Raw genomic sequence first — 299 nt, 5'->3', positions numbered from 1 at the left:
ACGGTGGTAGTACCCACGGTGCCATTGGCTGGCACGGTGATGGTGGTCTTGCCATCGTTCAGCGTGAAGGTCAGGGCCGAGTGGTTGTTGATCGGCAGACCATCTTTGTTGGTCAGCGTGATGGTGTAGGTGATCACGCCGCCTTCGGTAACCGACGGGGTCGCAGTCAGTTTGGCGATGACTTCGTCGGTGGTATCGGTGACCTGAACGGAGGCGTTGCCGCCCAGCTGCAGGTTCTCGAAGGTACGACCATCCACGTCCACGGCGGACTTGATGCCCACGCTGATCTGGCCGGCGTC

At 60.9% G+C, this 299-nt stretch carries 1 protein-coding gene; it reads right to left on the bottom strand.

From position 1 onward, the window contains the following. Positions 1-299 (bottom strand): immunoglobulin-like domain-containing protein (locus QQL85_RS26465; RefSeq protein ID WP_284357335.1); only part of this gene is annotated, 299 nt, incomplete at both ends.

The organism is Pseudomonas putida, assembly GCF_030159595.1.
Taxonomy (GTDB): domain Bacteria; phylum Pseudomonadota; class Gammaproteobacteria; order Pseudomonadales; family Pseudomonadaceae; genus Aquipseudomonas; species Aquipseudomonas putida_AC.
The sequence above is the reverse complement of the archived record's forward strand: the minus strand, read 5'-3'. Positions and strand labels throughout refer to the sequence as shown.